24 protein-coding genes and 1 pseudogene are annotated in these 22,652 nt (G+C 60.1%); 16 read left to right on the top strand and 9 right to left on the bottom strand.

Translation table 11 applies throughout. The annotated features are described in order from the left end of the window. Positions 1-181 precede the first annotated feature (181 nt). Positions 182-1,675: an aldehyde dehydrogenase gene (locus LOY38_RS01015; RefSeq protein WP_258698484.1), complete on the bottom strand. Its 1,494-nt coding sequence runs from the start codon at positions 1,673-1,675 to the stop codon at positions 182-184. A 229-nt stretch (positions 1,676-1,904) separates the two neighbouring features. Between LOY38_RS01015 and LOY38_RS01010 the strand changes: the two genes are divergently transcribed. Continuing rightward, on the top strand, positions 1,905-2,267 hold the full coding sequence (locus LOY38_RS01010) for a cupin domain-containing protein (RefSeq protein WP_258698483.1): 363 nt from the start codon (positions 1,905-1,907) through the stop codon (positions 2,265-2,267). 189 nt (positions 2,268-2,456) lie between these two features. Here the strand turns inward: LOY38_RS01010 and rpmG are convergent, their stop codons facing one another. Both rpmG and rpmB read right to left on the bottom strand, forming a co-directional pair. Further along, complete coding sequence (rpmG, locus tag LOY38_RS01005) at positions 2,457-2,612, bottom strand: 50S ribosomal protein L33 (protein ID WP_007894709.1); 156 nt, start codon at positions 2,610-2,612, stop codon at positions 2,457-2,459. Between the two features lie 11 nt (positions 2,613-2,623). Continuing rightward, a complete protein-coding gene (gene rpmB, locus LOY38_RS01000) occupies positions 2,624-2,857 on the bottom strand; it encodes a 50S ribosomal protein L28 (RefSeq protein ID WP_007894701.1) in 234 nt (77 codons plus the stop codon). A gap of 447 nt (positions 2,858-3,304) precedes the next feature. Between rpmB and LOY38_RS00995 the strand changes: the two genes are divergently transcribed. After that, positions 3,305-4,891 (top strand): ABC transporter substrate-binding protein, encoded by a 1,587-nt coding sequence (locus LOY38_RS00995; protein WP_258698482.1) that lies wholly within the window; start codon positions 3,305-3,307, stop codon positions 4,889-4,891. Between the two features lie 137 nt (positions 4,892-5,028). Here the strand turns inward: LOY38_RS00995 and radC are convergent, their stop codons facing one another. After that, positions 5,029-5,703, bottom strand: coding sequence for a RadC family protein (gene radC / locus LOY38_RS00990; RefSeq protein ID WP_258698481.1), 675 nt, complete (start codon positions 5,701-5,703; stop codon positions 5,029-5,031). 135 nt (positions 5,704-5,838) lie between these two features. Between radC and coaBC the strand changes: the two genes are divergently transcribed. From coaBC to argB, 4 genes and pseudogenes are all read left to right on the top strand, one after another. Continuing rightward, positions 5,839-7,047: a bifunctional phosphopantothenoylcysteine decarboxylase/phosphopantothenate--cysteine ligase CoaBC gene (gene coaBC, locus LOY38_RS00985; protein WP_258700640.1), complete on the top strand. Its 1,209-nt coding sequence runs from the start codon at positions 5,839-5,841 to the stop codon at positions 7,045-7,047. 5 nt (positions 7,048-7,052) lie between these two features. Next, positions 7,053-7,508 (top strand): dUTP diphosphatase, encoded by a 456-nt coding sequence (gene dut / locus LOY38_RS00980; protein ID WP_258698480.1) that lies wholly within the window; start codon positions 7,053-7,055, stop codon positions 7,506-7,508. A gap of 253 nt (positions 7,509-7,761) precedes the next feature. Further along, positions 7,762-9,165 (top strand): annotated as a pseudogene (locus tag LOY38_RS00975) (phosphomannomutase/phosphoglucomutase); the annotation flags it as partial. Between the two features lie 25 nt (positions 9,166-9,190). After that, the gene (gene argB / locus LOY38_RS00970; RefSeq protein WP_071552791.1) at positions 9,191-10,096 is read left to right on the top strand and encodes an acetylglutamate kinase; all 906 of its coding nucleotides are present in this window, start codon (positions 9,191-9,193) and stop codon (positions 10,094-10,096) included. A gap of 205 nt (positions 10,097-10,301) precedes the next feature. Here the strand turns inward: argB and pyrE are convergent, their stop codons facing one another. Beyond that, positions 10,302-10,946: an orotate phosphoribosyltransferase gene (pyrE, locus tag LOY38_RS00965; protein ID WP_258698479.1), complete on the bottom strand. Its 645-nt coding sequence runs from the start codon at positions 10,944-10,946 to the stop codon at positions 10,302-10,304. Positions 10,947-11,028: 82 nt separating this feature from the next. Between pyrE and LOY38_RS00960 the strand changes: the two genes are divergently transcribed. Further along, the gene (locus LOY38_RS00960) at positions 11,029-11,808 is read left to right on the top strand and encodes an exodeoxyribonuclease III (protein ID WP_007934608.1); all 780 of its coding nucleotides are present in this window, start codon (positions 11,029-11,031) and stop codon (positions 11,806-11,808) included. 109 nt (positions 11,809-11,917) lie between these two features. On the opposite strand, the gene LOY38_RS00955 is transcribed toward LOY38_RS00960, so the two are convergent. Further along, positions 11,918-12,286: a DUF4870 domain-containing protein gene (locus LOY38_RS00955; protein ID WP_258698478.1), complete on the bottom strand. Its 369-nt coding sequence runs from the start codon at positions 12,284-12,286 to the stop codon at positions 11,918-11,920. Positions 12,287-12,316: 30 nt separating this feature from the next. Further along, positions 12,317-13,039, bottom strand: coding sequence for a ribonuclease PH (rph, locus tag LOY38_RS00950; RefSeq protein ID WP_258698477.1), 723 nt, complete (start codon positions 13,037-13,039; stop codon positions 12,317-12,319). A 268-nt stretch (positions 13,040-13,307) separates the two neighbouring features. On the opposite strand from rph, the gene LOY38_RS00945 reads away from it, so the two are divergent. From LOY38_RS00945 to LOY38_RS00920, 6 genes are all read left to right on the top strand, one after another. Beyond that, positions 13,308-14,171 (top strand): YicC/YloC family endoribonuclease, encoded by an 864-nt coding sequence (locus LOY38_RS00945; RefSeq protein ID WP_258698476.1) that lies wholly within the window; start codon positions 13,308-13,310, stop codon positions 14,169-14,171. A gap of 12 nt (positions 14,172-14,183) precedes the next feature. Next, positions 14,184-14,804 carry a guanylate kinase gene (gene gmk / locus LOY38_RS00940; protein ID WP_258698475.1) on the top strand — a complete coding sequence of 207 codons (621 nt, stop codon included), beginning with the start codon at positions 14,184-14,186 and terminating at the stop codon, positions 14,802-14,804. Between the two features lie 167 nt (positions 14,805-14,971). Then, a complete protein-coding gene (gene rpoZ / locus LOY38_RS00935) occupies positions 14,972-15,235 on the top strand; it encodes a DNA-directed RNA polymerase subunit omega (RefSeq protein ID WP_003177259.1) in 264 nt (87 codons plus the stop codon). Between the two features lie 57 nt (positions 15,236-15,292). Beyond that, a complete protein-coding gene (spoT, locus tag LOY38_RS00930) occupies positions 15,293-17,398 on the top strand; it encodes a bifunctional GTP diphosphokinase/guanosine-3',5'-bis pyrophosphate 3'-pyrophosphohydrolase (RefSeq protein WP_007934594.1) in 2,106 nt (701 codons plus the stop codon). 24 nt (positions 17,399-17,422) lie between these two features. Then, on the top strand, positions 17,423-17,803 hold the full coding sequence (locus LOY38_RS00925; protein WP_253546077.1) for a RidA family protein: 381 nt from the start codon (positions 17,423-17,425) through the stop codon (positions 17,801-17,803). Positions 17,804-17,871: 68 nt separating this feature from the next. Continuing rightward, entirely contained in the window at positions 17,872-18,612 is a 741-nt protein-coding gene (locus LOY38_RS00920; RefSeq protein ID WP_258698474.1) for a hypothetical protein, read from the top strand. 138 nt (positions 18,613-18,750) lie between these two features. Here LOY38_RS00920 and LOY38_RS00915 read toward each other — a convergent pair whose 3' ends face one another. Next, complete coding sequence (locus LOY38_RS00915) at positions 18,751-19,608, bottom strand: SDR family oxidoreductase (RefSeq protein WP_258698473.1); 858 nt, start codon at positions 19,606-19,608, stop codon at positions 18,751-18,753. Between the two features lie 190 nt (positions 19,609-19,798). Here LOY38_RS00915 and exbB point away from each other — a divergent pair, with 190 nt between their 5' ends. Genes exbB through LOY38_RS00900 form a run of 3 tightly spaced genes read left to right on the top strand, consistent with a single transcriptional unit; the run spans position 19,799 to position 21,927 of the window. Beyond that, positions 19,799-20,749, top strand: coding sequence for a tonB-system energizer ExbB (exbB, locus tag LOY38_RS00910; RefSeq protein WP_258698472.1), 951 nt, complete (start codon positions 19,799-19,801; stop codon positions 20,747-20,749). A 6-nt stretch (positions 20,750-20,755) separates the two neighbouring features. Continuing rightward, on the top strand, positions 20,756-21,184 hold the full coding sequence (exbD, locus tag LOY38_RS00905; protein ID WP_258698471.1) for a TonB system transport protein ExbD: 429 nt from the start codon (positions 20,756-20,758) through the stop codon (positions 21,182-21,184). After that, on the top strand, positions 21,181-21,927 hold the full coding sequence (locus LOY38_RS00900; protein WP_258698470.1) for an energy transducer TonB: 747 nt from the start codon (positions 21,181-21,183) through the stop codon (positions 21,925-21,927). The genes exbD and LOY38_RS00900 overlap by 4 nt, the downstream gene beginning before the upstream one ends. 62 nt (positions 21,928-21,989) lie before the next feature. Here LOY38_RS00900 and LOY38_RS00895 read toward each other — a convergent pair whose 3' ends face one another. Beyond that, the gene (locus LOY38_RS00895) at positions 21,990-22,625 is read right to left on the bottom strand and encodes an NADH:ubiquinone oxidoreductase subunit N (protein ID WP_258698469.1); all 636 of its coding nucleotides are present in this window, start codon (positions 22,623-22,625) and stop codon (positions 21,990-21,992) included. Positions 22,626-22,652: the final 27 nt, after the last annotated feature.

The raw sequence follows: 22,652 nt of genomic DNA, 5'->3' as shown, positions 1-22,652 counted from the left end.
TTCCACGCTCCTGTGGATATTTTATGTGCAGCGCAAAACACTGTGGGAGCGAGCCTGCTCGCGATGACGGAGCAACATTCAACATAGACGTCGACTGTCATACCGCTATCGCGAGCAGGCTCGCTCCCACAAGGGATCTATGTTGCAGCGGGCCCCGATATGAACCGGGGCCCGCGACCTATTACAACTTGATCCAGGTCGCCTTCAGCTCGGTGTACTTGTCGAACGCGTGCAGCGACTTGTCACGACCGTTGCCAGACTGTTTGAAACCACCGAACGGCGCGGTCATGTCGCCACCATCGTACTGGTTGACCCACACGCTACCGGCGCGCAAGGCCTTGGCGGTGAGGTGGGCCTTCGAGATGTCCGTGGTCCATACCGCAGCCGCGAGGCCGTAAGGGGTGTCGTTGGCAATCGCAATGGCTTCTTCGGCGGTATCGAAGGTAATCACCGACAACACGGGACCAAAGATCTCCTCCTGGGCAATTTTCATCGCGTTGCTGACACCGTCGAAAATCGTCGGCTCGACGTAGGTGCCACCGGTTTCCTGAAGAATGCGCTTGCCGCCAGCCACCAGTTTGGCGCCATCGGTGTGACCGGATTCGATGTAGGACAGCACGGTGTTCATCTGCTGGGTATCCACCAGCGCACCGACGTTGGTCGCAGGGTCCAGCGGATTGCCCGGCTTCCAGGCCTTGAGGGCTTCGATCACCAGCGGCAGGAATTTGTCTTTGATCGAACGCTCGACCAGCAGGCGCGAACCGGCGGTGCAGACCTCGCCCTGGTTGAAGGCGATGGCACTGGCAGCCGATTCGGCGGCGGCTTGCAGGTCTGGCGCATCGGCAAACACGATGTTTGGGCTCTTGCCACCGGCTTCGAGCCAGACACGCTTCATGTTCGATTCGCCGGAGTAGATCAGCAGTTGCTTGGCGATCTTGGTCGAGCCGGTGAACACCAGGGTGTCGACGTCGTTGTGCAGGGCCAGGGCCTTGCCAACGGTGTGACCATATCCCGGCAACACGTTCAGCACACCTTTCGGAATACCAGCCTCAACCGCCAATGCAGCGATGCGAATGGCCGTCAGCGGCGATTTTTCGGAAGGTTTGAGGATCACCGAGTTACCGGTGGACAGCGCCGGGCCGAGTTTCCAGCAGGCCATCATCAACGGGAAGTTCCACGGCACGATCGCGCCGACCACGCCGACCGGCTCGCGAGTCACCAGACCCAACTGATCGTGCGGGGTGGCGGCGACTTCGTCGTAGATCTTGTCGATGGCTTCACCGCTCCAGCTCAGGGCTTGCGCCGCGCCGGGAACGTCGATGTACAGGGAATCGCTGATCGGTTTGCCCATGTCCAGGGTTTCGAGCAGGGCCAATTCTTCGGCGTGCTGTTTCAGCAGGCCGGCAAAACGAATCATGGTGGCTTTGCGCTTGGTCGGTGCCAGACGCGACCAGACGCCGGAATTGAAAGTGGCGCGGGCGTTTTCCACGGCACGCTGGGCGTCGGCGGCGTCACAGCTGGCAATCTTGCCCAGCAGACGGCCATCGACGGGGCTGATGCACTCGAACATCTCGCCGGAGACTGCATCGGTGTATTCGCCATTGATGTAGGCGCGGCCTTCGATCTTCAGATCGCGAGCCCGTTGCTCCCAATCGGCACGAGTCAGGGTGGTCATACGAGTGTCCTCCTCTTATTGAATACGAGCGCCCCGCGGTCTTCGCGGGCGCTGTCAGGAATTCTGCCCGGCCAGCCTGCTTTTCGGCTCAAGGCAACCGTTACCCTAAACCAGCGGCAGGTGAAGTTTCAATATATTTGACAAAAGGCCGGTAAACGGCCTTACGATGTTCATTTTAATAAACATAGACTTTCAATTTTCCAGGCCGCAATCACGGGGGAATACCCGCATGAGCATTCAGGATATCGTCGATTTCAGCCAAGCCACCACCCAGCCCGATCGCTATCGGCCAGACCCGGCAAAAATCCTCAAGGGCGATCCCGAGCAAGCGGTGTACAACCACTACAACAGCCCGTGCGGCCAGATGAGTGCAGGTGTTTGGGAAGGCGAAGTCGGCCAATGGCGGGTGAACTACACCGAACACGAGTACTGCGAAATCGTGCAGGGGGTTTCAGTACTGCGCGACAACGACGGCAACGCCAAGACCCTTCGCGTGGGCGATCGCTTCGTGATTCCGGCCGGTTTCAGGGGCACTTGGGAGGTGCTGGAGCCGTGCCGCAAGATTTATGTGGTGTTTGAACAGAAGGTCTGAAGATTTGTGCTGTTTGGGCCGACCTCATCGCGGGCAAGCCACGCTCCCACAGGGATCTGTGTCGATCACAATACCTGTGGGAGCGGGCTTGCCCGCGATGGGGCCCTGACAGACAACACAAAATCCACAGGCAACAAAAAAGGCCCGTATCTCGCGATACGGGCCTTTTTCGTAAGAGGGAAAAATCAATTACTTGATTTTGCCTTCTTTGTAGATCACGTGCTTACGAACAACCGGATCAAATTTCTTGATCTCGATTTTGTCCGGAGTAGTGCGCTTGTTCTTGTCGGTAGTGTAGAAGTGACCAGTACCGGCGCTCGAAATCAAACGAATCAATTCACGCATGATTAGCTCCCTTAGATCTTGCCAGCTTTGCGAATTTCGGCCAGCACGACAGTGATGCCACGCTTGTCGATGATACGCATGCCTTTGGCAGATACGCGCAGACGCACGAAACGTTTCTCTTCTTCAACCCAGAAGCGGTGATGCTGCAGGTTCGGCAGGAAACGACGACGGGTTTTGTTGTTTGCGTGGGAAATGTTATTCCCAGTCACCGGACCCTTACCGGTAACTTGACATACTCTCGACATGCCTCAGCCCTCTAAAACCACATGCCCAACCCGGCATGGGTTGGCCGCTTAATCTCTCAGTCATTTGGCGCCAGGCGCCGCGTTTCTTTAGAGGTCTTACCGGCTACACCTACAAGTGAAGGAACCGGGCCCCTAGAAAAGAGCGCTGCTTTATACCAGAAAGACCAGAGAGCAACAACAACCGGTGTGCATTGAGTTGATAAAAACCCTGTTTTTTTGGCGCCGAACGCCTTGGACAAAGGCCGTGCCCGATAACGACCGCTCGTCGCCGAGAATCGGCCAACGGGCCCATTCCGGGTTTTTCTCAACCGTCACTCACCGAAAACAATCACCCATACTCCCCTCAAAATGAAAAAGGGGATAGTCATTTGCAAAAGAGCCCACTAGGGTAGGCCTTTTCCAGACTGCACTTGCAGATGGGCCTTCGATCTGTAAAGGAATCCGACCATGCGCCTCGCTGCCCTACCGCTGCTGCTTGCCCCGCTTCTGCTGAGCCCCCTGGCCCATGCCGCCGCCCTGAGCGTCTGCACCGAGGCCAGCCCGGAAGGGTTCGATGTGGTGCAATACAACTCGCTGACCACCACCAACGCCTCGGCCGACGTGCTGATGAACCGCCTGGTGGACTTCGACACCGCCAGCGGCAAAGTAGTCCCCAGCCTCGCGGACAGTTGGGAAGTCACGCCCGACGGCCTGACCTACGTCTTCAAATTGCACCCGCAGGTGAAATTTCATCGCACCGAATACTTCAGCCCGACGCGCGACCTGACCGCCGAAGACGTGAAGTTCAGCTTCGACCGCATGCTCGATCCGGCAAACCCGTGGCACAAAGTCGCCCAGAGCGGCTTCCCGCACGCCCAGTCGATGCAGTTACCCGCGCTGATCAAGAAGATCGACGCACTGGACCCGCTCACCATCCGCTTCACCCTCGATCACCCGGACTCGACTTTCCTGCCAACCCTGAGCATGGGTTTCGCCTCGATCTATTCGGCCGAATACGCCGATCAACTGATGAAGGCCGGCACGCCGGAAAAGCTCAACAGCCAGCCGATCGGCAGCGGGCCGTTCATTTTCACGCGCTTCCAGAAAGACGCCTCGATTCGCTACAAGGCCAACCGCGACTACTTCCAAGGCAAGCCATCGGTTGACCCACTGATCTTCGCCATCACCCCGGACGCCAACGTTCGCTTGCAGAAATTGCGCCGCAACGAGTGCCAGATCGCCCTGTCGCCGAAGCCTCTGGACGTACAAGCCGCATTGAAAGAGCCGGCCCTGAAAGTGGAAAAGACCGACGCGTTCATGACCGCGTTCGTCGGCATCAACAGCCAACATCCGCCGCTGGACAAGCCTGAAGTGCGCCAGGCGATCAACCTCGCATTCGACAAGGCCAACTACATCAAGGCTGTGTTCGAAGACACCGCCGAAGCCGCCAACGGCCCGTACCCGCCCAATACCTGGAGCTACGCCAAAGGCTTGCCGGGCTACCCGCATGACGTCGAAAAGGCCCGCGCATTGATGGCCAAGGCCGGGCTCAAGAATGGTTTCCAGACCACCATCTGGACCCGCCCTTCCGGCAGCCTGCTGAACCCCAATCCGAGCCTCGGCGCACAATTGCTGCAGGCCGACCTGGCGGAAATCGGCATCCAGGCCGAGATCCGCGTAATCGAATGGGGTGAGCTGATTCGCCGTGCCAAGGCCGGCGAGCACGACCTTCTGTTCATGGGCTGGTCCGGCGACAACGGTGACCCGGACAACTTCCTCACGCCGCAGTTTTCCTGCGCGGCGGTCAAATCCGGCACCAACTTCGCCCGCTACTGCAATCAGGATCTGGACAAGCTGATCAGCGCCGGCAAGACCACCGACGAGCAAGGCGTACGCACCAAGCTCTACGAACAGGCCCAGACACAGATCCAGCAACAGGCATTGTGGCTGCCGCTGGCTCACCCGACCGCCTTTGCGCTGACGCGTAAAGACGTCGAGGGTTATGCAGTCAGCCCGTTTGGTCGCCAGGACTACTCCAAGGTCAACCTCAAGTAATCAGCGTCGACACAAAACCTGTGGGAGCGAGCCTGCTCGCGATAGCGTCCCTTCAGTCACTGAACAGGTTGACTGACACAACGCCATCGCGAGCAGACTCGCTCCCACATGGACTCACTTGGTTCCGCATCCCTCGCTCACATCCACCCATACTCAGCCATCGACAGCGGATCGCCGTCGCCGACGATGAAATGGTCGAGTACCCGCACATCAATCAGGTCCAGCGCCTCTTGCAGGCGCTTGGTCAGCGTGCGGTCGGCCTGGCTGGGGTTGGTGTTACCCGACGGATGGTTGTGGCAGAGGATCAACGCTGCGGCGTTGTGGACCAAGGCGCGCTTAACCACTTGCCTCGGATAAACACTGGTGCTGTCGATGGAGCCGCGAAACAGCACTTCAAAGGTCAGTACTTGATGCCTGGAATCCAGAAACAGACAGCCGAACACCTCGTGAGGCTCGTGGCGCAACATCGATTTCAGGTAATCACGAACCGCCTGCGGATTTTCCAGCGCCGATTTCTGGCGCGCACGTTCGGCCAAATGCCGCCGGCCCATTTCCTGGGCCGCTTGCAACTGAGCGAATTTTGCCGGCCCGAGACCCAGCTGCCTGCTGAACGCCGCCTGATCGGCCTCAAGTAGTGCGCGCAAACTGCCAAACTGATTCAACAGGTGTCGCGCCAGATCCACCGCGCTTTTACCCGATACGCCGGTTCTTAAAAAAATAGCCAGCAGCTCTGCGTCCGAAAGACTCCCCGAGCCAAACTCAAGCAACCTCTCCCGCGGCCGTTCCGCCGCCGGCCAATCGCGAATGCTCATAACACCTCCATGTCTGTGGGCGCCGCTGTTCCATAGCGGTCGCTGTGATATCGTAGCCCATCTTTTTTGCGGGCGATTTCACCCCTGGGGAGGGGGTATCGCAACGCAGTCATCAACGAAATGAAAGGCAGACCTATGCAGCGGCTGTATCGGAAACGCATCGTTCTGGGCGTCGGCGGCGGCATTGCTGCCTACAAGAGCGCCGATCTGGTTCGCCGCCTGATCGACCAGGGCGCCGAAGTGCGCGTGGTCATGACCCGTGGCGGGAGCGAATTCATTACCCCGCTGACCATGCAGGCGCTGTCCGGGCACCCGGTCCATCTGGACCTGCTGGACCCGGCGGCCGAAGCCGCCATGGGCCACATCGAACTGGCCAAATGGGCCGACCTGGTGCTGATCGCCCCCGCCACCGCGGACCTGATTGCCCGCCTGGCCCAAGGCATTGCCGACGACCTGCTGACCACGCTGGTGCTAGCCACCGACGCGGTCGTTGCCGTTGCACCGGCGATGAATCAGGCCATGTGGCGCGACCCGGCGACCCAGGCGAACCTGCGAACCCTCGAAAGCCGCGACCTCAAAGTCTTCGGCCCGGCCTCCGGCAGCCAGGCCTGTGGCGACGTCGGCATGGGCCGCATGCTCGAAGCCACCGACCTCGCCCAGTGCGCGGCAGACTGCTTCCAGCGTCAGGCACTGACTGGCAAGCACGTGCTGATCACCGCGGGGCCGACCCAGGAAAACATCGACCCGGTGCGCTACATCACCAACCACAGCTCCGGGAAAATGGGCTTCGCCCTGGCCGAAGCCGCGGTAGAAGCCGGCGCCCGCGTGACCCTGATCACAGGCCCGGTGCACCTGCCGACCCCGGATCGCGTCACGCGCATCGACGTAGTCAGCGCCCGCGACATGCTCGCAGCCTGTGAAGCCGCGATCCCCTGCGACCTGTTCATCGCCTCTGCGGCAGTCGCGGACTACCGCCCGGAGGTCGTCGCCCCACAGAAACTCAAGAAAGACCCTACGAGCGGCGACGGCTTGTTACTACAGATGGTGCGCAACCCAGACATCCTGGCCACCATCGCCACCCGTCCCGACCGTCCGTTCAGTGTCGGTTTCGCCGCCGAAACCGAACACTTGCTCGACTACGCTGCACGCAAGTTGAAAGACAAGAATCTCGATCTGATCGTCGCCAACGACGTCGCCAACCCGAGTATTGGCTTCAACAGCGAAGAAAACGCCTGCAGCGTGATTGATCGGGAGCTGCACGCCACTGTTTTTGCCCAGACCAGCAAGGGCAAGATTGCCCGCCAGCTGATCACTTTTATCGCCGAACGTCTGAACCAGGTTTAATTTACATGCACGCTTTGCAAGCCAAGATCCTCGACCCACGCATCGGCACCGAATTCCCGCTGCCGCAGTACGCCACGCCAGGCTCCGCCGGCCTCGACCTGCGCGCCATGCTGGAAAAAGATACCGTCATCAAGCCGGGCGAAACCCTGCTGATCCCTACTGGCCTGTCGGTGTACATCGGCGATCCGGGCCTGGCGGCCTTGATTCTTCCGCGCTCAGGCCTGGGCCATAAGCACGGCATCGTGCTGGGCAACCTGGTTGGCCTGATCGACTCCGATTACCAGGGCCCGCTGATGGTGTCGTGCTGGAACCGTGGCCAGGCCGACTTCAACATCGTCGTTGGCGAGCGTCTTGCCCAGCTGGTTCTGGTGCCGGTGGTTCAAGCGCACTTCGAAATGGTCGAAGAGTTCGTCGAAACCCAGCGCGGCACCGGCGGTTTCGGCCACTCCGGCAGCCACTGATCACAAAGGCCGGGCACCCTGCCCGGCCCGAATCCTGCATTTTGTATTCAAGGACGAAAAAATTGCGCAGACCTCACCTGAAAGGTTTACCGCCCAAAATCAAGGCATTGACCGGCCATTCACTCGCGAACACCGGTGACATGGCCTTTGCACACCACGAACTCTCTGCCGAAAACGCCGTCATACCCTTCAGTTTGAGCCAGCCCGCGAGTTTTTCGCCGGTTTGTCCAGCCACTTTAGAGATGGAGCATTTCCAGAAATGAGCACCCCAGCCCAAGTCGCACCTACGTTCCCCGACAGCATCTTCCGTGCCTACGACATTCGCGGCACCGTCCCGGAATTCTTGAACGCTGAAACCGCTTATTGGCTTGGTCGCGCCATCGGCTCCCAGAGCCTGGCCCAGGACGAACCCAACGTGTCCGTCGGCCGCGACGGTCGCCTGTCCGGCCCGGAACTGGTGGAACAACTGATTCAGGGTCTGGCCGACAGCGGTTGCCACGTCAGCGATGTGGGCCTGGTGCCAACGCCTGCGCTGTACTACGCCGCCAACGTACTGGCCGGCAAATCCGGCGTGATGCTCACCGGCAGCCACAACCCCTCGAACTACAACGGCTTCAAGATCGTCATTGCCGGTGACACCCTGGCCAACGAACAGATCCAGGCCCTGCACGAACGCCTCAAGACCAACAACCTGAGCAGCGGCAAGGGCAGCATCACCAAGGTCGAGATCCTCGACCGCTACAACACCGAAATCGTCCAGGACATCAAACTCGCCCGCCGCCTGAAAGTAGTGGTCGATTGCGGTAACGGCGCGGCCGGCGTGATCGCCCCGCAACTGATCGAAGCGCTGAACTGCGAAGTCATCCCGCTGTTTTGCGACGTCGACGGCAACTTCCCGAACCACCACCCGGACCCGGGCAAGCCTGAAAACCTCGTGGACCTGATCGCCAAGGTCAAGGAAACCAACGCTGACCTGGGCCTGGCCTTCGACGGCGATGGCGACCGCGTAGGCGTCGTCACCAACACCGGCAGCATCGTCTTCCCTGATCGCCTGCTGATGCTGTTCGCCCGCGACGTCGTGGCGCGCAACCCGAACGCGGAAATCATCTTCGACGTCAAATGCACCCGCCGCCTGGTCCCGCTGATCAAGGAATACGGCGGTCGTCCGCTGATGTGGAAAACCGGTCACTCGTTGATCAAAAAGAAAATGAAACAATCCGGCGCCCTGTTGGCCGGTGAAATGAGCGGGCACATCTTCTTCAAGGAACGCTGGTTCGGTTTCGACGACGGTATCTACAGCGCCGCGCGGCTGCTGGAGATCCTCAGCAAGGAAAAATCCACCGCGGAAGAGCTGTTCGCGACCTTCCCGAACGATATTTCTACGCCAGAGATCAATATCCATGTGACCGAAGAGAGCAAATTCAGCATCATTGATGCACTGCACGACGCGCAGTGGGGTGAAGGCGCCGACCTGACCACCATTGACGGCGTGCGAGTCGACTATGCCAAAGGCTGGGGCCTGGTTCGCGCCTCCAACACCACACCGGTGCTGGTGCTGCGCTTCGAGGCCGATGACGAGGCTGAATTGCAGCGCATCAAGGATGTGTTCCACGTCCAGCTGAAACGCGTTGCACCTGATCTCCAATTACCGTTTTGATCTTCTGAAGCACCCGGAGCCCTGAATGACCCTCGAACGCGAAGCCGCCGCCAACACCGCCAAGGTCCTGTCCGAAGCGCTGCCTTACATTCGCCGCTATGTCGGCAAGACGCTGGTGATCAAATACGGCGGCAACGCGATGGAAAGCGAGGAGCTGAAAACCGGCTTCGCCCGCGACATCGTGCTGATGAAAGCCGTCGGTATCAACCCGGTGGTGGTTCACGGCGGTGGCCCGCAAATCGGCGACCTGCTCAAGCGTCTGTCGATCGAGAGCCACTTCATCGATGGTATGCGCGTGACTGACGCGCAGACCATGGACGTGGTGGAGATGGTCCTCGGCGGCCAGGTGAACAAGGACATCGTCAACCTGATCAACCGTCATGGCGGCAGCGCCATCGGCCTGACCGGCAAAGACGCCGAGCTGATTCGCGCGAAAAAGCTCACTGTTACCCGTCAGACGCCGGAAATGACCCAGCCGGAAATCATTGATATTGGCCAGGTGGGCGAAGTGGTCGGCATCAACACCGACCTGCTGAACCTGCTGGTCAAAGGCGATTTCATCCCGGTGATCGCGCCAATCGGCGTGGGCGCCAACGGCGAGTCGTACAACATCAACGCCGACCTGGTGGCCGGTAAAGTGGCCGAAGCACTGAAGGCTGAAAAGCTGATGCTGCTGACCAACATCGCCGGCCTGATGGACAAGACCGGCAAGGTCCTGACCGGCCTGAGCACCCAGCAAGTCGACGAGCTGATCGCCGACGGCACCATCTACGGCGGCATGCTACCGAAGATTCGTTGCGCGCTGGAAGCGGTACAAGGCGGCGTGGGCAGCTCGTTGATCATCGATGGTCGGGTGCCGAATGCGATTCTGCTGGAAATCTTCACCGACACGGGTGTGGGTACCTTGATCAGCAACCGCAAGCGTCACTAAGCAACACAAACAAAAAGACCCCGCTCAGCCAAGCTGAGCGGGGTCTTTTTTTGTATGCAATTCCTGTGGTAATTCACCTTTTGTGGCGAGGGAGCTTGCTCCCGCTTGAGTGCGCAGCACTCACAAAATCCTTGGGTCTGCTACGCAGCCCAGCGGGAGCAAGCTCCCTCGCCACACAAGCCCGATACCACAGGGGGAATTGTGGTCAGACGCCGAACTGGGCGCGATAGGCTTCAACCGCCGGCAAATGCTGCTTGAGCTGCGGATCATCCGCCAGGAACTCGAGCACCTGGTTCAGCGAAACAATGCTGATCACCGGAATACCGAAATCGCGCTCCACTTCCTGGATGGCCGACAATTCGCCGTTGCCACGCTCCTGACGGTTCAGGGCGATCAGCACGCCCTTGGCCTTGGCGCCGTCCTGGGAAGCGATGATCTGCATCACTTCACGGATGGCGGTGCCTGCGGTGATCACGTCGTCGATGATCAGCACGTCGCCGGTCAATGGCGCGCCGACCAGGCTGCCGCCTTCGCCATGGGCCTTGGCTTCCTTGCGGTTGAAGCACCATGGCAAATCACGGCCATGATGTTCGGCCAGCGCCACCGCAGTGGTCGCCGCCAGCGGGATGCCTTTGTAGGCCGGGCCGAACAGCACGTCGAACGAAATACCGCTCTCGACGATGGCTGCCGCATAGAAACGCCCCAGCTGCGCCAGGGCGGAACCCGAGTTGAACAGGCCGGCATTGAAGAAGTAAGGACTGGTGCGTCCGGACTTCAGGGTGAACTCACCGAAGCGCAAAACGCCACGATCAATGGCAAAACGAATGAAGTCGCGCTGATACGCTTGCATGAAAAAAACCCCAAATACCACGGATTTAGCTAATTAGGTAGACGCCGTGTATCATACCCGCACGCGATTTTTGGGGCCACTTATGCGGATCATCAGTGTGAACGTCAATGGTATTCAGGCTGCAGTCGAGCGTGGTTTGCTCAGTTGGCTGCAAGCACAGAATGCCGACGTCATCTGCCTGCAGGACACCCGTGCCTCCGCCTTTGAACTGGACGATCCAGCCTTCCAACTGGATGGCTACTTCCTTTATGCCTGCGAAGCCGAAGTTCCCGCCCAAGGTGGCGTGGCTTTGTACTCGCGGTTGCAACCGAAGGCTGTCATCAGCGGTCTTGGCTTCGAGACGGCCGACCGCTACGGGCGTTACCTGCAAGCCGATTTCGACAAGGTCAGCATCGCGACCTTGCTGCTCCCTTCGGGGCAGAACGGCGATGAAGACTTGAACCAGAAGTTCAAGCTAATGGACGACTTCGCCCGTTATCTGGATAAACAGCGGCGCAAACGTCGCGAGTACATTTATTGTGGCTCGCTGTACGTGGCGCAACAGAAGCTGGATATCAAGAACTGGCGCGACAGCCAGCAATCCCCGGGCTTCCTGGCGCCTGAGCGTGCCTGGATGGACGAGATTGTCGGCAACATGGGTTACGTCGATGCCCTGCGGGAAGTCAGCCGTGAAGGCGACCAGTACAGCTGGTGGCCGGACAACGAACAGGCCGAGATGCTCAACCTGGGCTGGCGCTTCGACTACCAGTTGCTGACCCCGGGCCTGCGCCGCTTCGTACGCAGTGCGCGCCTGCCGCGTCAGCCACGGTTCTCGCAGCATGCGCCGCTGATCGTGGACTACGACTGGACGCTGACGATCTAAGCGTCTTTTCGCAGATGCAAAAAAGCCGACATCGCTGTCGGCTTTTTTGTGCGCGCTGATCCCCTGTGGGAGCGAGCAAGCCCGCTCCCACAGGGGATCAGCAGTGTATTTATGTCACCAACCGCCAGGTGAAGGGATAGCGGTAAGGCACCCCGTCATTGGCCTTGAGCCCGGCAATGATGCACAGCACCATCGCCCCGATCAGCACCAACGGCAGCAGCACAAAGCCGATCAACACCAGCATCAGCAGGTAACAGATGCCCGAGACCAGCGCCACGGTGATCTGAAAGTTCAGCGCTTCTTTGCCCTGGGCGTCAATGAACGGATCGGTTTCACGCTTCCACTGCCAGAGTATCAGCGGCCCGATCAGGTGACCGAGCGGAAACCAGACTCCGAGAAACGCCGAGAGGTGACAAAACATCGCCCACTGGCGAGCCTCGGGGCTCGGGGTGGGGAGCAACTGCTGTTCATCACTCATGGCGCTCTCCTTTGCCGGACGTCAAAACAATCAGTCGGCCAGTGCAGCCTTCTGCAGTTCGAAAATCTCGATCATGCCTTTCTTCGCCAGTGCCAGCATCGCGTTCAGCTCTTCCGGCTGGAACGGCGCGCCTTCGGCAGTGCCCTGAACTTCGATGAAGCCACCCGTGCTGGTCATCACCACGTTAAGGTCAGTCTCGGCCGCCGAGTCTTCCAGGTAGTCGAGGTCAAGCACAGGCTCGCCCTGGTACATGCCCACCGACACGGCAGCGATCATTTGCTTGAGCGGGTCGCCACCTTTGAGGCCGCCACGCTTCTTGATCACTTTCAAGGCATCGACCAGTGCAACCATGGCGCCAGTGATGGACGCGGTGCGGGTACCGCCGTCAGCCTGGATCACGTCGCAGTCGACGTACAAGGTGATGTCGCCCAGCTTGGACATGTCCAGCGCAGCGCGCAGGGAGCGGCCGATCAGCCGCTGGATTTCCAGAGTGCGGCCACCTTGCTTGCCACGGCTCGCTTCACGCTGGTTACGCTCGCCGGTGGCGCGCGGCAGCATGCCGTATTCAGCGGTCAACCAGCCCTGGCCCTGACCTTTGAGGAAACGCGGCACGCCGTTCTCGACGCTGACGGTGCAGATGACCTTGGTATCACCGAACTCGACCAGCACAGAACCCTCGGCGTGTTTGGTGTAGTTGCGGGTAATGCGGATCGAGCGGAGCTGATCGGCAGCGCGACCACTTGGACGTTTCATAGGGATTACCTGTACGGGGGACGGAAAACTGCCGAGCATTATAGAGCCGTGGGCCGCGACTGGGCACTTCTAAAAAAATCGCCCGACGATTGAAGCCCCTGAATAGAGCGTAGCCGACGGCCTGCAGCTCTTTGTCACAGCGTGTGTTTGGGCGCATCCGCCCCACTGCGCTACAATCCTGCGCCTTTGCTGCCTGTCGGCTTTAATTCACAGATAGCGGGTCCGCGAAACTCTGGTTACGCGACGACCTGCATTGCGAGGTACCTCCATGGTGCACAGCATGACCGCCTTCGCCCGCGTCGAGAAAGCCGGCGTCCAGGGCACCCTGAGCTGGGAACTGCGCTCGGTCAACAGCCGCTACCTGGAACCCCATCTGCGCCTGCCGGAATCATTCCGCGACCTCGAGGGCGCGGTCCGCGAAGCCCTGCGCCAGGGAATTTCCCGGGGCAAGCTCGAATGCACCCTGCGCTTTACCGAAGAAAGCACCGGTAAACCGTTGCAGGTGGATCGCGAACGCGCCGCTCAACTGGTCGCTGCCGCCGAGACGGTCGCCAGCCTGATCAAGAACCCGGCCGCGCTGAACCCGCTGGAAGTCCTGGCCTGGCCCGGCGTGCTGGTGGCCGATGCCGCCGACCCGCAAGCGCTGAATGCCGAAGCCCTGGCGCTGTTCAACCTGGGTCTGAAGGAACTCAAGGCCGGCCGCGAGCGCGAAGGCGCAGAGCTGGCGCGGTTGATCAACGAGCGCCTGACGTCCATCGAGGAAGATGTGGTGACCCTGCGTGAACTGGTCCCGCAAATGCTTGCCACCCAGCGCCAGAAAGTCCTCGACCGCTTCACCGACATGAAGGCCGACCTCGACCCGCAGCGACTGGAACAGGAAATGGTCATGCTCGCGCAAAAGAGCGACGTCGCCGAAGAACTGGATCGCCTGAGCACTCACATCATCGAAGTTCGTCGGGTACTCAAATCCGGTGGCGCCGCCGGTCGGCGCCTGGACTTCCTGATGCAGGAGCTCAACCGCGAAGCCAACACACTGGGCTCCAAAGCCTTCGACCCGCGCAGCACACAGGCGGCGGTCAACCTCAAAGTGTTGATAGAGCAGATGCGCGAACAAGTGCAGAATATTGAGTAAGGCAAACCCGACATGACCCACAGCACCGGCACCCTATACATCATTTCTGCGCCTTCGGGCGCGGGCAAGAGCAGCCTGGTCAAAGCCCTGACCGATACTGATCCGGCGATCCGCGTCTCGGTCTCCCACACCACTCGCGCCATGCGCCCAGGTGAAGTGAACGGCGTGAACTATCACTTCGTCTCGCGTGAAGCGTTCGTGAAGATGGGCGAGCATGGTGACTTCCTCGAGCGCGCCGAAGTGTTCGGCAATCTCTACGGTACGTCCCAAAGCCACCTGCAGCAGACACTGGACGCGGGCCATGACCTGATTCTGGAAATCGACTGGCAGGGTGCAGAGCAAGTACGCAAGTTGATGCCCCAGGCCCGCTCGATTTTCATTCTACCGCCGTCCCTGGAGGCCTTGCACCAGCGCCTGACCAATCGAGGCCAGGACAGCGACGAGATCATTGACGGCCGGATGCGCGAAGCCGTCAGCGAGATGAGCCACTACGTCGACTATGACTACCTGATCATCAACGACGATTTTGCCCACGCACTGGACGATCTGAAGGCGATTTTCCGCGCCAATCAGCTGCATCAGAAGCGTCAGCAGCAGCGTCATGGCAAGTTATTGGCTGAATTGCTTGGCTAAACAGCTCTTCCCAAAACCGCTGCAAGGGCTTTACATTGGCACTTATAGCGCGTTGAAGAGCCTGGTCAAAAAATCAGCGCTTCCCTAATCGCTGGTGATTTTTTAAACTGTTGAGTCCGCTCGCCCAACCGGGCAGCGCGCATATTGCATTCGCTCCGAGGAATACCATGGCCCGCGTAACCGTTGAAGACTGCCTAGAACACGTGGAAAACCGCTTTGAGCTGGTCATGCTCTCTACCAAGCGTGCCCGTCAACTGGCCACCGGTGGCAAAGAGCCCCTGGTTCAGTGGGAAAACGACAAGCCCACTGTTGTAGCTCTGCGTGAAATCGCTGAAGGCCTGATGAGCTACGAGTTCATCGCCAACGCTGAAATCGTCGAAGACGAACCGCTGTTCGCAGCGTTCGAGGACGAGTCCAACGAGGCAGTATAAGGTCATGCCTGGTCGACGTAGCACGGCGCGGGGTCATAGCAAACGGCAGGAATTATCATGCCGAGCATAGACGCCCTCGCCGATCGCTTATCGACCTACCTCGGCAAGGACCAGGTCAATCTGGTCCGCCGAGCGTACTTCTACGCCGAACAAGCCCATGACGGCCAACGCCGCCGTAGCGGTGAGGCGTACGTCACGCACCCACTCGCGGTTGCGAATATTCTTGCCGACATGCACATGGACCATCAGAGCCTGATGGCTGCGATGCTGCATGACGTAATCGAAGACACCGGTATTGCCAAGGAAGCGCTGCAAGCGCAGTTCGGCGAAACCGTGGCCGAACTGGTCGACGGGGTCAGCAAACTGACCCAGATGAACTTCGAGACCAAAGCCGAAGCCCAGGCCGAAAACTTCCAGAAAATGGCCATGGCCATGGCGCGCGACATTCGCGTGATCCTGGTCAAACTGGCCGACCGCCTGCACAACATGCGCACCCTGGAAGTGCTGTCCGGCGAAAAACGTCGGCGGATTGCCAAGGAAACCCTGGAAATCTATGCGCCCATCGCCAACCGGCTGGGCATGCACGCCATCCGCATAGAGTTCGAAGACCTCGGCTTCAAGGCGATGCACCCGATGCGTTCCGCGCGGATCAACCAGGCGGTCAAGCGCGCCCGGGGCAACCGCAAGGAAATCGTCAACAAGATCGAAGAGTCCCTCAGCCACTGCCTGGCCATCGACGGCATTCAGGGCGAGGTCAGCGGTCGTCAGAAACACCTCTACGGCATCTACAAGAAAATGCGCGGCAAGCGTCGAGCCTTCAACGAGATCATGGACGTCTACGCGTTCCGGATCATCGTCGACAAGGTCGATACCTGCTACCGCGTGCTGGGTGCCGTACATAATTTGTACAAACCGTTGCCGGGGCGCTTCAAGGATTACATCGCGATCCCCAAGGCCAACGGCTACCAGTCGCTGCATACCACGCTGTTCGGCATGCACGGTGTACCGATCGAGATCCAGATCCGCACCCGTGAAATGGAAGAGATGGCCAACAACGGCATCGCCGCCCACTGGCTGTACAAATCCAGCGGCGACGAGCAGCCCAAAGGCACCCATGCCCGCGCCCGCCAGTGGGTCAAAGGCGTGCTGGAAATGCAGCAACGGGCCGGCAACTCGCTGGAATTCATCGAGAGCGTGAAGATCGACCTGTTCCCGGACGAGGTCTACGTGTTCACGCCCAAGGGCCGGATCATGGAGCTGCCCAAAGGCTCCACGGCGGTCGACTTCGCTTACGCGGTGCACACCGACGTGGGCAACAGCTGCATTGCCTGCCGGATCAACCGTCGTCTCGCGCCGCTGTCCGAACCGCTGCAAAGCGGCTCCACGGTCGAGATCGTCAGCGCCCCTGGCGCGCGGCCGAACCCGGCATGGCTCAACTTCGTGGTCACCGGCAAAGCGCGGACCCACATCCGCCATGCGCTGAAACTGCAACGCCGCTCCGAATCCATCAGCCTCGGCGAACGCCTGCTGAACAAGGTGCTCAACGGTTTCGACAGCTCCCTGGAAAAAGTTCCGGCCGAGCGCGTGCAGTTGATGCTCCACGAATACCGCCTCGAACTGATCGAAGACCTGCTCGAAGACATCGGCCTGGGTAATCGCATGGCTTACGTGGTCGCCCGTCGTCTGCTGGGCGAAGGCGAACAGCTGCCGAGCCCAGAAGGTCCGCTGGCGATTCGTGGCACCGAAGGTCTGGTGCTCAGTTACGCCAAGTGTTGCACGCCGATCCCGGGCGACCCGATTGTCGGCCATCTGTCCGCCGGCAAAGGGATGGTGGTGCACCTGGACAACTGCCGCAACATCAGCGAAATCCGCCATAACCCGGAAAAATGCATCCAGCTCTCGTGGGCCAAGGATGTCACCGGCGAATTCAACGTCGAGCTGCGCGTCGAACTGGAACACCAGCGCGGCCTGATCGCCCTGCTGGCCAGCAGCGTCAACGCGGCCGACGGCAATATCGAAAAAATCAGCATGGACGAACGCGACGGTCGTATCAGCGTGGTCCAACTGGTGGTCAGTGTGCACGACCGCGTGCACCTGGCCCGCGTGATCAAGAAACTGCGCGCCCTGACCGGCGTGATCCGCATCACCCGCATGCGCGCGTAGCCCACCCTTCACAAGGAGTCTTACATGACCAAGACCGTTATCAACAGCGACAAGGCCCCGGCCGCCATCGGTACTTACTCCCAGGCGATCAAGGCTGGCAACACCGTTTACATGTCGGGTCAGATTCCTCTGGACCCAAAAACCATGGAACTGGTCGAAGGCTTCGAAGCCCAGACCGTCCAGGTGTTCGAGAACCTCAAAGCCGTGGCTGAAGCGGCCGGTGGTTCGTTCAAGGACATCGTCAAACTGAACATCTTCCTCACCGACCTGAGCCACTTCGCCAAGGTCAACGAGATCATGGGCAAGTACTTCGACCAGCCATACCCGGCCCGCGCCGCCATCGGCGTAGCGGCCCTGCCAAAGGGTGCGCAGGTTGAAATGGATGCCATTCTGGTCATCGAGTAAACGTGCGGCGCAGCCTTGCGAGGCTGCGCCGACTGATCTTGTAAAAAGGGTTCTGAAAGGATTCCACCATGCGCCAAGCGCTAGTTCTCTCGCTGGTCGCCCTACTCTTGGGCGGATGTGCCAGCAACCCTGCCGACCGTGATATCAGCGGCACCTGGATCAATCAGGTAGCGATCGATGCTGCATCCAAAGGCGGCCCCCTGCGTGAAGCGCTCCAGGCCTATGGCCCGAACCTGGAATGGGACGTCAACACCAAGGCCGGTCAGGCCCGCTACACCAATGGTTTTGAAAACGTCGAAGGCAAGCTGCTGGGCGAACAGTCCGGCGCCTGGAAAATCGACTTTTATGGCAGCTCCGCCAGCGAGCTGAAGCGTGACGGCAAGCAACTGAGCCAGGCCGCCAACGACAACGAGCCGGAGCAAGTCTTCGACCGCGCATCGGTCCAGGTGCCGGACGGCGCACCGATTGGCGCGAGTTTCGAGCGGGCGCTGTATTCGGCTTATATGGGCGGCAGCTGGAAAATCCTCAGCGGCCCCGGCGAAGGCAACACCGTGCAGTTCCAGGCCGATGGCCAGGTTGCCGGTCTTCCGGGTACCGATCGTTATGCTCTGTGCCTGGCAGGCGATTGCGCGTCGATGAGCGGCGGCCACGACAACATCTGGCTGCAGGTGAACGGCCAGGGCAATACCTGGATCTTTGCGCGCAAGGGCAAGGAACTGGAGATTTTCCAGACCGTGAATACCGCACTGGCGGACGAGATGCCTTCGTTTACGCCGGGTGATCGCAAATGGTTGCTGGAAAAGCAGTAACCCGAATCTGAAGCCAACAGATAACCCTGTGGGAGCGGGCTTGCCCGCGATGAGGCCATAACATTCAACATCCAGGTTGACTGTTACACCGCCATCGCGGGCAAGCCCGCTCCCACAGTTGTAGTGTGTAACCGGATTTCAGCAGCGACCTTCGAGGATCGCAGCGTAGCCTTCGCGGAAACTCGGATATTTTGGTTGCCAACCCAACGCCTTCGCCCGGGCATTGCTGCAGCGCTTGCTGCCGGCACGACGCACACTCGCATCCTCGGCCCATTCGGTCACACCCAGATACTCACGCAACCAGCCCACCACCTCCGCCAATGACGCGGGCGCATCGTCGACGCCTATATAGTCATCATCCAGCGTCACCCCACGCCGATCCTCCTCAAGCAGAAACGCCAGCAACCCCGCAGCGTCATCGACGTGAATGCGGTTGGCGTACAACGGTGGATCGATCGCCACGCGATAACCGCGACGGACCTGGGTCAGCAGCCACTCTCGGCCCGGACCATAAATGCCGGTCAGGCGCACGATGCTGGCCGGAATGCCGCTATCACGCGCCACTTGCTCGGCCTCCAGCATCACACGCCCTGAATAGCCAGCCGCCACGGTCGGCGAGTTCTCGTCGACCCACTCGCCCTCTTGCTGACCGTAAACGCTGCTGCTGGAAACGAATAGCAGCCGATTGGGCACTTGCCCGTAGTCCCCCAGCCATTCCAGCACGTGTTGCAAACCCTGGATATAAGCGGCGCGGTATCCGGCCTCATCGTGATCGGTAGCCGCCGCGCAATACACCAGGTAATCCACCGCGCCGATTGGCCAGGTCGGCGGGCAGTCTTTATTGAACAAGTCACCGGCAACGCCAATTACCCCTTGGGGCAGGCGTGAGACGTCACGCCGCAAACCGTGAACCTCCCACCCTGAATTCAGCAATTGCGTGGCCAGACGACTGCCGACATCACCGCAGCCGGCGATTAAAACAGAAGGCGCGGACATCAGAAAACTCCTATCGGAAAGCCACAGACTAGCGCTGGCAAGGGACGAGCGGCTAGCAATGAAGGAAAAAAAGATACTCTATTACTTTTGTTAACAAGAATTACTTGCAATAATGCGGGTCACTTTTGTTCTCGGCCTCACGAGGCCTGGAAGAACATCTACCGTTTTTTTCCTTTCAGGTCCGGCCAGCATGACACGCAATCAATTCCCCGCTTCGCCAACCAAACGACCTCGCGCCTGGAGTGCGGTGGCCGCCCTGTTGCTCAGCCTGACGCTGGCGCCGACCGCCGCATTCGCCGATGCACAAGCGCCAGCCACACAGCCTGCCGCCGCTCAGACACCAGCCGTTCAAACCGCACCTGCCGCGACCGACCCGGCTCAGGCCGTAGACGCTGCTGACGTGCCGGAAGTCCTCGAAGCCGACAACTCGCTGGGCATGGCCCATGACCTGTCGCCGTGGGGCATGTACCAGAACGCCGACATTATCGTGAAGATCGTGATGATCGGCCTGGCCATCGCCTCGATCATCACCTGGACTATCTGGATCGCCAAGGGCTTCGAGTTGATCGGCGCAAAGCGTCGTCTGCGTGTTGAAATCGCCCACCTGAAAAAAGCCGCCACCCTTAAAGAAGCCAGCGCGACGGCGGCCAAGGAAGGCACACTCGCCAACCTGCTGGTCCACGACGCGCTGGAAGAAATGCGCCTGTCGGCCAACAGCCGCGAAAAAGAAGGCATCAAGGAACGTGTGAGCTTCCGCCTGGAGCGCCTGGTTGCCGCCTGCGGTCGCAACATGAGCAGCGGCACCGGCGTGCTCGCCACCATCGGTTCCACCGCACCGTTCGTCGGCCTGTTCGGCACCGTGTGGGGCATCATGAACAGTTTCATCGGCATCGCCAAAACCCAGACCACCAACCTCGCCGTCGTGGCCCCCGGCATCGCCGAAGCCCTGTTGGCGACCGCGCTGGGTCTGGTTGCAGCGATTCCCGCGGTGGTCATCTACAACATCTTCGCCCGCTCCATCGCCGGTTACAAAGCGCAAGTGTCCGATGCCTCGGCAGAAGTCCTGCTGCTGGTCAGCCGTGACCTCGACCACCTGCCGCCCGAGCGCATCTCGCAACCGCACATGGTGAAAGTGGGGTAATCGGCCATGGGCCTGCATTTGAAAGAAGGCGCAGACGACGATCTGGCCGAGAACCACGAAATCAATGTCACGCCGTTCATCGACGTGATGCTGGTGCTGTTGATCATCTTCATGGTGGCGGCGCCGCTGGCCACCGTGGACATCAAGGTCGACCTGCCCGCCTCCACCGCCAAACCGGCGCCTCGGCCAGAAAAACCGGTGTTCCTCAGCGTGAAAGCTGACCAGCGCCTGTTCCTCGGCGAAGACGAAGTGAAGGCCGAAGCCCTCGGCGCCACACTCGACGCCAAGACCCGGGGCAAGAAAGACACGACGATCTTCTTCCAGGCTGACAAAGGCGTGGACTACGGCGACCTGATGAGCGTGATGGATGCCCTGCGCGCCGCCGGTTACCTGAAGGTCGGCCTGGTCGGACTCGAGACGGCAGCCAAAAAATGATCAACATGCGCCAAAAGCTGACGCGTTACAGCGGGAGCCTGGCCGTGGTGCTGGGCATCCATGCGCTGGCCATTGCGCTGGCGCTGAACTGGACGTCGCGCCCGCCGATCGAGCTGCCACCGCAAGCGATGATGGTCGAACTGGCGCCGCTTCCAGCCCCGCCACCGCCCGCACCGCCAAAGGTGATCACGCCACCGCAGCCACCGGCCCCGGTGGAAGAACTGCCGCTGCCGAAACTCGCTGAAGCGCCGAAGGCCGAGATTGCCGTGCCCAAGCCGGTCAAACCCAAGCCGAAGCCTCAACCGCCCAAGCCTGTGGAGAAAAAGCCAGAGCCGCCGAAGGAAAAGCCTTCCGAGGAAAAACCGAGCGACGCGCAACCGACCCAGGCACCGACGGAGAAATCCGCTCAGCCGGCACCCGGCCCATCACCGGCGCAACAAGCTGCCAAGGCCAGCTGGCAAGGCACCCTGCTCGCGCACCTGGCCAAGTACAAAAAGTACCCGGCCAGTGCACAGCAGCGGGGCAAGGAAGGCTTGAACCGTCTGCGCTTCGTAGTGGATGCCGACGGTAACGTGTTGTCGTTCGAACTGGTGGGCCGCTCCGGCAACGCCGATCTGGACCGGGCCACCCTGGAAATGATCCGCCGCGCCCAACCGCTGCCCAAGCCACCGGCCGACATGCTGAACAACGGCTCCATCGAAATCGTTGCGCCGTTTGTTTACTCGCTGGAACGACGCCGTTAAAACACCGCCCCCCATGTGGGAGCGGGCTTGCTCGCGAAGGCGTCAGTCCCGCCAACACCGGATCAGGAATACTGAACCTCGATCTCATCAAGCTGATGATCAAAGCTTTTCAACCGCGCGGTCCACGTATACACCAGCACTTCAAAATCCCGATTGATCACCGCCCCGCCGGTCACTTCCGCCCGCGGGTCGCAGAAGTCCAGCTGATAACGTTCGCGAGCCATGGCGTTGGCGACATCAGACAGTTCTCGGGCATTGTTGAGCCAGTGCCACCCCTCGTCGGGTACTTGCTTGTCCAGCGCCAGACACTGTTTCTTCAAGGTTTCGAGGCTTTTTTCCAGCGGCGTGCCGGTGAGTTCGCCCATGACTTCCTGGAAGGTGCGCCCCGGTTGCCAGTAACTGCCCCAGAAATACCGGTCAAACACCGTTTCTACCCGGCGCAAAGCCACCTTGGTGTCCCAGATCAGTACCAGGGTTTTGCCTTGCTCGAGTTGTCGTCTCTTGATGCGCTGGTTCTGGAGCGAGGCCCAGGCGACCACCACGATAGCCATCACGGCGATCAGCGCCGCCACGCTGTCGAGGAAGATCAGCGCCTTGTCGAGCTGGTGGGCCAGCATGACACCGTAGAAATAGGTGGCCGACAGCAAAACCAATGCCGCAATGGCGCACCAGAAGCCGGGAGCATAAGGGTTTTTCATTATTAGATCCCCATGACCAACGCAAGC

Source organism: Pseudomonas sp. B21-015 (genome assembly GCF_024749285.1).
In the GTDB taxonomy this organism is placed as follows: Bacteria; Pseudomonadota; Gammaproteobacteria; order Pseudomonadales; family Pseudomonadaceae; genus Aquipseudomonas.
Note: the sequence above shows the minus strand (reverse complement) of the source record. Positions and strands in the feature narration are given on the sequence as shown.